At 39.0% G+C, this 9244-nt stretch carries 13 protein-coding genes and 1 pseudogene; 7 read left to right on the top strand and 7 right to left on the bottom strand.

Annotated elements, in window-relative coordinates; all coding sequences use genetic code 11:
• From AF333_RS08135 to AF333_RS08115, 4 genes are all read right to left on the bottom strand, one after another.
• The coding region (locus AF333_RS08135; protein WP_053432673.1) for a transposase at nucleotides 1–673 on the bottom strand (673 nt) is incomplete at its 3' end.
• 1343 nt (nucleotides 674–2016) lie between these two features.
• Nucleotides 2017–2226 (bottom strand): alpha/beta-type small acid-soluble spore protein, encoded by a 210-nt coding sequence (locus AF333_RS08125; protein WP_043067029.1) that lies wholly within the window; start codon nucleotides 2224–2226, stop codon nucleotides 2017–2019.
• A gap of 505 nt (nucleotides 2227–2731) precedes the next feature.
• The gene (locus tag AF333_RS08120; RefSeq protein WP_043067028.1) at nucleotides 2732–3163 is read right to left on the bottom strand and encodes a hypothetical protein; all 432 of its coding nucleotides are present in this window, start codon (nucleotides 3161–3163) and stop codon (nucleotides 2732–2734) included.
• Nucleotides 3148–3333 carry a hypothetical protein gene (locus AF333_RS08115; protein WP_043067027.1) on the bottom strand — a complete coding sequence of 62 codons (186 nt, stop codon included), beginning with the start codon at nucleotides 3331–3333 and terminating at the stop codon, nucleotides 3148–3150. The genes AF333_RS08120 and AF333_RS08115 overlap by 16 nt, the downstream gene beginning before the upstream one ends.
• A gap of 289 nt (nucleotides 3334–3622) precedes the next feature.
• On the opposite strand from AF333_RS08115, the gene AF333_RS34875 reads away from it, so the two are divergent.
• The 6 genes from AF333_RS34875 to AF333_RS08095 all read left to right on the top strand — a co-directional run bounded on the left by AF333_RS34875 (nucleotide 3623) and on the right by AF333_RS08095 (nucleotide 6640).
• Nucleotides 3623–3811, top strand: coding sequence for a hypothetical protein (locus tag AF333_RS34875; RefSeq protein ID WP_235496237.1), 189 nt, complete (start codon nucleotides 3623–3625; stop codon nucleotides 3809–3811).
• A 24-nt stretch (nucleotides 3812–3835) separates the two neighbouring features.
• Nucleotides 3836–4024, top strand: a complete 189-nt coding sequence (locus AF333_RS08110) for a hypothetical protein (RefSeq protein WP_043067026.1) — start codon at nucleotides 3836–3838, stop codon at nucleotides 4022–4024.
• 354 nt (nucleotides 4025–4378) lie between these two features.
• Nucleotides 4379–4690 (top strand): hypothetical protein, encoded by a 312-nt coding sequence (locus tag AF333_RS08105; RefSeq protein WP_158502491.1) that lies wholly within the window; start codon nucleotides 4379–4381, stop codon nucleotides 4688–4690.
• 148 nt (nucleotides 4691–4838) lie between these two features.
• Nucleotides 4839–5147, top strand: coding sequence for a hypothetical protein (locus tag AF333_RS34870; RefSeq protein WP_235496235.1), 309 nt, complete (start codon nucleotides 4839–4841; stop codon nucleotides 5145–5147).
• A 34-nt stretch (nucleotides 5148–5181) separates the two neighbouring features.
• Nucleotides 5182–5643 (top strand): hypothetical protein, encoded by a 462-nt coding sequence (locus AF333_RS08100; RefSeq protein ID WP_043067024.1) that lies wholly within the window; start codon nucleotides 5182–5184, stop codon nucleotides 5641–5643.
• Nucleotides 5644–6094: 451 nt separating this feature from the next.
• Nucleotides 6095–6640, top strand: coding sequence for a GNAT family N-acetyltransferase (locus AF333_RS08095; RefSeq protein ID WP_043067023.1), 546 nt, complete (start codon nucleotides 6095–6097; stop codon nucleotides 6638–6640).
• Nucleotides 6641–7203: 563 nt separating this feature from the next.
• Here the strand turns inward: AF333_RS08095 and AF333_RS08090 are convergent.
• The 3 genes and pseudogenes from AF333_RS08090 to AF333_RS37385 all read right to left on the bottom strand — a co-directional run.
• Nucleotides 7204–7605: a DUF2642 domain-containing protein gene (locus AF333_RS08090; protein ID WP_043067022.1), complete on the bottom strand. Its 402-nt coding sequence runs from the start codon at nucleotides 7603–7605 to the stop codon at nucleotides 7204–7206.
• Between the two features lie 420 nt (nucleotides 7606–8025).
• Complete coding sequence (locus AF333_RS08085; RefSeq protein WP_043067021.1) at nucleotides 8026–8349, bottom strand: hypothetical protein; 324 nt, start codon at nucleotides 8347–8349, stop codon at nucleotides 8026–8028.
• 558 nt (nucleotides 8350–8907) lie between these two features.
• A pseudogene (locus AF333_RS37385) lies at nucleotides 8908–9033 on the bottom strand (hypothetical protein); the annotation flags it as partial.
• 93 nt (nucleotides 9034–9126) lie between these two features.
• Between AF333_RS37385 and AF333_RS34865 the strand changes: the two are divergent.
• On the top strand, nucleotides 9127–9244 hold a 118-nt coding region (locus tag AF333_RS34865), incomplete at its 3' end, for a helix-turn-helix domain-containing protein (RefSeq protein WP_235497012.1).

The raw sequence follows: 9244 nt of genomic DNA, 5'->3' as shown, positions 1-9244 counted from the left end.
GGTTTACCTGTTCCTTTACTTTTGGATACTCGGAAATACTGCCTTCCTTTTCGATCACGTCAATAAGCTTTTGACAGTAGTCGATCTCATCTTCCAATACATTCGTTGCGTTTTTGGCGGGGAACTTGTTTTTCATGGTTTCATCTAGGGTATATACGACTTTTCTCAACTTTTTTGAGTGATCCATCAGGATTTCTTTAGGGGACTTCTGATTGTACCGAGCTTTCGTATGAGTGGCATCGACGATAATGGCTTTACTTTTGATAATCCCCTTTTCAATGGCGATTTCTACAGTCTTATTGATCAACATATCCAAAAGGTCGATATCTTTTAAACGCAGTTTCCGAAACTTGGTCAATGAACTTGATTCAATCACAGACTCTTCAGGCGCCATTTGAAGAAAATACTTAAAAGACATGTCATATTTCGAACGTTCAACCACGTCGACATCAGACAAGTCATAGATCGACTTCAACAATAAATATTTGAACATACGAATCGGGTCGATGGCGTTTCGACCGTTATCAAGGCAATATTTATCTTTAAGCTCGTCATATAAAAAAGAGAAGTCGATCAGTTCGTTAATTTTTCGCAACAGGTTATCCTTTGGAATGACCAAATCATAAATAGCCATAAACGGACTGAAGATCATGGATTGTTGTTTTTGAATCATCGTAACCACCCGCATAAATTGATACCTTGATTATACAGAAAAAAGGTATAATCTCCTCACAAATGGAGGGATGATACCTTTTTTAGGTCAAGAGGACTTTTTCAGTGGCCTCGCCTAAGCCGGTGGGTTTTTTCCTTCTACACTTTCAGCCGTATATCCAAAAAGAATATTTTTTTGAAACATTTTCTACTTTTGCACCGTATAGAGTAGTGTGTACTATAGTTCCCTTACTTTGCTCCTACAGTCAGTAGACTGTAGGAGTCTTTTTTGTTTCATTTTTTGCATAGAGAGGTAGAGCTTATAATAGTAATCCTAATTTAACTCCCTCGTTATCCCCCTTTCTGGATAAGGTAGAGAGGGGACTTTTTTATACATCTGGCATAATATCCCGATCAAAAACCTTCTTTTTACCCAATAAAAAATTTACCAAATATGGTATATTAATGGTGCGAATTCACAATACCAACCTTCTTTCCTATTGCCAGCCTATGCTGGCCTTTTTTTATTTTAATGGCTCCTATTGTCACTTTTCCTTATTTACCCATTTACCTAAATATGGTATATTAATGACAACCCTTCAAGGGTCACCTTTCTTTTCAACTGCCGACCTATGTCGGCTCTTTTTATTTCAAAGCCGGAGAAAGACAAGACTGGATGTGCCCTACGCCCTTCCATCTTTTCTGATCCCTTATCATAAGAGCATGTCGATTCGTCAAGTCAGATATGTATAGTAACACAATGAATGAACAAGAGGGGTAGATTATAATGTCTGAGCACAAAAGCTTCTTTAGACTATTTGTTAAGAACTTGAAGAAAGCCATGGGGCCGGGGCAATATGAGGCTCATGGAATCCGTGTCATCTGTCCACATTGTAACCACAACCAATTTGACCATGGATATGCTCAATTGAACACATCTCTTATGACTTTTTTCAATCTTGACTTTGCCAATCGTTCAGCAGAAATTTTAACTTGCGATCGATGTGGACATATACAGTGGTTTAACAAAACCGTCAAGCGGATAAAGTAACATTGTTAATGTTATTTCTTCCAACATAATAGTGGATACTCAACACCTGTGAAGCAATCATTCTTTTGCCCCGTCATACCCAGATGTTTTGCCGGTCCGGCCTTGGCGCCACAAAGCGGCCGTGTCCCTTCCTTTTGAGAAAAAGACGAGGGGACACGCCGACGCGTGCATCTTATTTCTTCCGATATATGGATAATCAACAGGTGTGGTAATTTATATAAGAAAAGGAATGGGCCTCCCACTCATTCCGGGAAGCCCTTCATCACATTACCTGTTCGCTTGTTTATTAAGATATGCAAGCATGTTTATTTGTATTACTGAATACGTCCACCAAGCTGCTGCTCTGCCATTTGAACAAGGCGTTTTGTAATCTCGCCACCAACAGAACCATTTTGACGGGAAGTTGTGTCCGGACCAAGTTGCACACCGAATGAAGCAGCAATTTCATACTTCATCTGGTCCAGTGCTGCACGCGCTTGGGGAGCAACCAAGTTGTTAGTGTTTCTGCTTTGTTGTTGAGCCATGATGTCATTCCTCCTAGGGGATATATTGATTATTACTAGTCTTAAAATTCCACCTAGAACAGAAATTATACATAGAAAAGCAAAAAAATCATAAAAAAATCGTTCCCCATTATCGTGAAGTAACAAAAGGGCAAAAAAAACACCCAAAAACGATGTTTTGGTGGTTTTAAGACTTCCAATTATCAGTTCGATCCTCCAGAAGAGTTGTTGTTATTACTATTCCAATTTGACCCTCCTGAGGAGTTGTTGCTGCCGCCCCAACCAGAACCACCAGACGAGTTGCTGCTCCGCAGTTGCTCCTGACATCGTTCCTCACCGCACAACTTCGTCATACGCCTGGTTCATCGCTATTACGATGTCCGCTAACGTAGCGGCGTTGCGGGCAGCTTGCTCATATGCCCCTTGCCAGTTCATATTCCTGTACTTCTTCGTCGCACCATTGCTGAACCTGACGTAGCGACTCGGCGACGTCTGCAGCGCAAGGTAGCTTATCCCGATATTCGTGTCATACTTGTTCCCAATGCTTCGTACGGTATAATTGGTAAACACGCTCAGTCACTGCGGTAAGCTCTGCGTCCTGTACTGGATAGGCGGTAAGTTTTGAAATGACGAGGTCGATGTCATTTGCATTCTTTATTTTCAAATCTGCTTGCCGCTGCATCATTTGCACTGCTCCACTCAATAGTTGACGCATTCGTTCGACATGCTGAATGACCGCTGGCATATCCCCGTTTTGCAGATGCTTATACATCTGTTCGTTCGTTTCACGCGCCTGCTCAACATTTTCATATGGCTCAATGCGAACAAGCTTAAGATGGTGCTCCTGCACAATTTGTTCAAAGGTCTGTCTGCAAGCTGTCATCTCATTCGGAAAGTCTCGATACACATTCGAATAGGCATCAATAGAAGCAACATCCTGCTCTAACTGCAGTAACACTTCATTCGTATGATTGACCAGATGCTCAGCACCGAGTGGATCAAAAACAGCTCCGGTTTCAGCTCGATAACATGATCAGATACTTGATTTTCTTGACTACTATCTTTCGATAATTCAATAGCTCCGATAATTTTTCCATGAGCTTTGATAGGGAGAGAAATACTTGTCATTTCGCTTTTTCACCCTCTAAAATCGGTAATTTGCTGCCTGTTTTTAAATATAGTGCGACCTGTCTTCCTCACATTTAGTAATGTACTCGTTTTCTCATCAAGTGTAGGAAAAGATGAAAACAAATTCTCTCCGACGATTTCATCTTGTTCACGTATTTTGGAATGGAAATATCATCACCCTTTTTGTACTTTGCCTTGCCTAAAGGAAACGGATAGTAATAAAAGCGGGTTCAAATTCAGCGTAAAGTCATCCACTTCCTGTATAATAGATATACTATATACATCTGATTTGATACATCGACAAATTCTTGTGGTGAAAGAGAAGAAAAGAAGGCAGGGCGGTGGGCGGGAGCGGTCAGAAAAAGACACGTTTGCCTTTCTTCTGCTGGAGCGCAGGGCGCATCCAACCTCTTCTTTTTCTGAATCGCCTCCTTCCAACTACGCTACCCTGTCAAACTATCAAGTGCAATTTATATAGACTGCTGAAAAGAAAGGGATAAATATGCTAACAAATCAAGAAAAAGATGCTGTAATCTATATAGCTCGACAAATCATGCTTTCGTATCGTGATGTGGAGTGGGAGGGATGGAAGCAGTTGGTTGAAGATGAACTTCTAGAGCGAGGCTGGCCAATAGAAAAACAGCAAGAGGCTCTTAAGCTAGTAGGACTTTTCAAGAAAAAAACACTCTGATTTTGTGCGTCTCGACGTATAAATTACATCTGATGCTTTGATATATGTATCGTAAATCGAGGGATGAAAGGACGCGGACAAGCGTCCTTTTTTGTTCGTTCGAGCAAAACATCTTCAACCTCCCTCACCTTTTACTGTGAAAGATAACACTTCAAGTCTAATCAATCGTTTAAATATATTTAAAAAAATTCCACAACCCAAAATAAAAAATACAAGATGCTCGTCCAAACATGTAAAAAAGAAGCTGAATAGTATATAGGACAATCATTCCTTTTTAATAAAAAGTGAATGTTGATGTTTATAAGAAAGGAGGAAGAATAATGGGCTTCTACGACTGGAAAAAAAGAAAACCTTATGATTGCAACAAAAAGCATGACTGTGACAAAAAACATTCTTTTGATTGCTTTAAAAAGCATGATGATGATGACTATGACAAAAAGCATGACTGTGATTGCCACAAAAAGCATGATGATTACTACGAGTTTGATTGCTTTAAAAAGTATGATGATGACTATGGCAAAAAGCATGACTGTGATTGTCACAAAAAGCATGACGATGATGACTACGATTATGAGTTCTGGTGTAAATGCTGCTGTCATAAGAAGAAAAAGTCCCACAAACACAAGTGTCATTATTAAGGCTACAGCAGATTACAAAAGATTGTAATTCCAAGTCCGGCGCGTCAGTTATGTAGAAAGATCCAAAAGCCTCTTCTGCTCTACGGAAGAGGCTTTTGGTGCTTGATCACCCTCTCTTTCCGATTGTTAATGTAACCTATCTATATGCATCTGATTTGATAAATCGATAAATTTTTATGGTAGGAGGTAAGAAAAGAAGGAAGAACGGTCGGAAAAGGACGCCCTTGCCTTTCTTCTGTTGGAGCGCAGGGCGCATCCAACCTCTTCTTTTTCTGAATCGCCTGCTTCCAACCACGCCACCATGTCAAAATACCAAGTGTAATTTATATAGCTTTAAACAAAGAACCCCCTCCATCCATACGGACAAAGGGGGTCAGGTGCAGAGTTTCAGCTTTTTTAATAAGATGGTTGCAGCGATAATTTGGCAATCTTCTTTGCTCTTCCATCAATTCTTGGAATATGATATCGCATGTTGGGTTAATTAATCGTAAAAATCGAAGGAATAGTATTCGCGCGAGCATGAGCGACATGATGGGTACGATTGAGACAACTTATCATCGCATTCACATGATTTATCATGACATTGACACGACTTATGATGACATCGACATGGCTTATCGTGGCACTTACAAGATTTATTATGACATCGACATGGCTTATCATGGCATTTACACGGTTTATGATGACATCGGCATGGCTTATCATGGCATTTGCACGGCTTATGATGACATCGGCATGGCTTATCGTGGCACTTACAAGATTTATTATGACATCGACATGGCTTATCATGGCATTTACACGGCTTATGATGACATCGGCATGGCTTGTCATGGCATTTACACGACTTATGGTGGCATTGACATGGTTCATCATGGCAGCAATCATCCATGTCCCACCAATCGTCCGAGCAGCAACTATCATGGTGCTTCTGTGTATGATAATTGCTCATGTCTTTGTGATAATAGGTTGGGGAAACTATAAACTTTCTAATCAAAAACTTTCGCCTCCCTCTTTTTTCTACATAATATGAAAGGTTGTCCGATTCTGTAACGGCTTGTGCACTTATATACCGTCCAATTTTAATTTCAAGAAATGAACATTCGATAACTTGGCTTTACTTGCTTAGGCTCTAAACAAAAAGCCCTCTATCCATACATACGGATGGCAGGGCTGGTTGCAATGATAAATTCTTGTGGTGAGAGGTAAGGTAAGAAAAGAAGGAAGGGCGGTCGGAAAAAGACACGCTGGCCTTTCTTCTGCTGGAGCGTAGGGCGCTTTTTCTGAATCGCCTACTTCCAACCACGTTGCCCTGTCAAAATATCTTATTGAACAAACGGGACAGGTTATTTGATTGGGACTGTAGAAAATTATAATACAACGCTTTTCCCTTGTTTTATTTTTCTAAATCAACTTAATATGAATGGAGTATGTCATGATAATTAACAAACAAGAATTTTATGTTAATGGGCTAAATTATACTGTTAGATCTGCAATCGATAAAGATGCAAAAGATTTGTCTGAATTAAGATTACAGATTGATGGAGAGACGGAAAATTTGGATAGAGAAAAAGGGGAGGCGTCCATAGATATACCAGGATTTAAACAGATTATAAAAACGGACACTGTGAATCCAAGAAACTTATTTTTAGTTGCTGTAGTCCATGATCGGATCGTTGGGTTTTCAAGATGCGAAGGAATTTATTTAAATAGATTTTCTCATAAAGTAGAATTTGGCGTATGCGTATTAAAAGATTTTTGGGGACATGGGATTGGGAAAAATCTTTTAAAAGAATCTATTTCTTGGGCTGACTCCAATGGCATTAAAAAAATTACTTTGAATGTTTTAGAAACAAATGATAAAGCTATTAAACTTTATAAAAGGTTTGGCTTTGAAATCGAAGGTATATTAAAAAACGACAAAATTCTTGCCGACGGTAAATACTATAACACCATTATTATGGGAAGATTTAATGAATAATATCACACCTGTTGATTATCCATATATCGTAAGGAATAAGATGCACGCGTCGGCGTGTTCCCTCGTCTTTTTCTCATAAGGAAGAGACACGGCCGCTTTGTGGCGCCAAGGGTGTTGATTGTTCAGAGAGGAAAAGACCACCGCAATGGGACACAAACAAGGCCTTTCGTCTCCCTTCCCGAGCGCATGCCCCGTCCAGGCGAAAGAGGACACCAACTGTCTTCCTCTTTGCGTCTACCCAGATGTTTTGCGGTCCCGTTTGGCTAGGGCAAAAAGCAACCTCTACGCTTCGTGCGGGAGACAAACCGATGCCCGTTTGAGGCACGGTATGGTGGCTGGATAGTATTGGATAATTAACACCCTTGGAATAATATCTTATAAGAATGTATGTTCATAAATTTACATATAAGTAAGGTAATTAAAATATATGAATCTTCTATGCTATACCCTAAAATCAACATACATGTTTAACACAGCCTATTTCTTAGCTAGTTTAATTCATCTATGTAAGTTAAACCAACCGTTCCTTAGAAAAAAGGAACAGCTGGTTTTTATAAAACCTCTTAACTGATATAAACAATACCTTCTAATCTGATATGATAATGCTGTCCATCGTTATTAACTAAAATATAATCGGGGAAAACTTCCTCTAGTCTTCCCTGAATTTCTTTGATTGGAGTAGCAACAGATATAACCATTCCTTTTCTTTGATGTAAGTGACTTAGCAACCGTTTAGTAAATGTATTACTTTTGGAGACTGATTCCTCTTTAACAACATCTTCTTTAGAAACGAGTTCACCATTTGTAATAACACTTTCTTCGGAAACACCTTCGCTTTGAAAAATAGGGCTCTTTTCTTCAGGTGTATACTGAGCTTGGTTAGAAGCAGGGTGAAAATTATACATGTTCGACATAGGATAGGCACTATAGGGATAAGTACCATAAGAATAGGATGGGTAATACATATTTTTCCTCCTCTGTTTTTAGGTGATAACGAGAACATATGCAAAATGCGGAAAAATCGTTTGCAGGAATCACCTATATAGTTTGTTTTATTACTTAATGCAAGGGGAAAACCTAGGCTATACATAAAATATAGCTTAGGTTCTCAGGAGTGTGAGCTTACTATTCAGTTTTGATATTATACATATTCACTTTGTTCTTTATGGTACCTGTCTATTTTATGAAATCCCTTGACAAGCCCAGATAATGCCGTATGTACACCTAAAAACCTGATACAGCACCCCGCTAAATCCAGCCCATAAGAACAGGTCTTTCAATCCCCCTTTCCTTAGCTGTTCACTTTCTTCATTTCAGCAACCACGCGCACCTCTGTCGCCAAACAACTCACCAATCTAGGCCATTTTCACGCCAAATATACGTCATTATCCTCGAATTAATTTAACTAATGACATAACAATTCCAAAAAGCCATAAAAGTAATGCACCATATCCTATGACTAAAACTACCCCACCCATTAAACGCGAATCAAAAATACCGACACTTACAGCGGCAAAAAATAGAGGCGCCCAGAGAACCAAACGCATTATTTCTAAGAATCCCATCCATTGACTAATTGTTGAACCAATTATAATTAAAATAAAAACAGTACAGGCGATGATTACCCATGCCCAAATCGGTCGCTCTTTTTTCTCGTTCATGCCTTTTCCCTCATCCTGTTTTTTAACAAACACTTCCAATTTTAACATACTCTTTCTTCATCAGTCGGCTTACAGCCCTCTATGCGCTCTGTCAGCATCCGAATCTCCTCCTTCCAACCACACTCCTCTGTCAAACTATCAAGTGTAATTTATATAGTAAATTCCGGAAAAAAACGACATTTGTATAACGACTCCTCCTATGTATAGTGGAATCTTTTTGAAATGAAAGAACAAGGAATCTCTTATCGGTTAATAGCTTCAAAGAATTTTTTACAATTAATTTACTTTTTTTCCTTTAAATATGGTATAGTTAAAGTCGCCTAGTTCTAGAAACTTTTCTACATTTTTTGCCCTCTCCTCACCGTGAATCTGGAGAGGGTATTTTTTTGTAACTTTGCTTCTCTGTGTCTCGTATATAGTGAGGTAAGAACCCCCTTGATTTGCCCCTACTGCCGACACACAATAGGGGCTTTTTTTGCTTAATATAAAAATTATGTAGAAAACAATTACAATAGGAGAGATTACATATTCAGTCTTTATGAAATGCGTTCTGAACACCCGTGATTTCAATCATGGGATGAAAGAATGCTCGGATAAGAAAGGGTTCTATCCCTTTCGATTGTCCGACTCTTTTAACCTCTCTTCTAATGCTTGCCGAACAGCTTCTTGAAACGATATATCTTCATCCAAACAAACTTTTTTAACGGTCTTAATTACATCTTCTTCGATACGTACACTTACTTGCTTTAGCCTATTTTCCCTCCAGAATGTTGAGTATAACTTGTTACCATGTTTTAATAGTAGTGAAAATAGGAGGTGAAATTAATGTTAATAAACAAAGCTTATCAGTTTCGCATCTACCCAAATAAAGAACAAGCAGTACTCATTAATAAAACGATTGGCTGTAGTCGATTCATTTTTAATCACTTCTTAGTGGAAGGAG

It is taken from the genome of Aneurinibacillus migulanus, assembly GCF_001274715.1.
In the GTDB taxonomy this organism is placed as follows: Bacteria; Bacillota; Bacilli; order Aneurinibacillales; family Aneurinibacillaceae; genus Aneurinibacillus; species Aneurinibacillus migulanus.
Note: the sequence above shows the minus strand (reverse complement) of the source record. Positions and strands in the feature narration are given on the sequence as shown.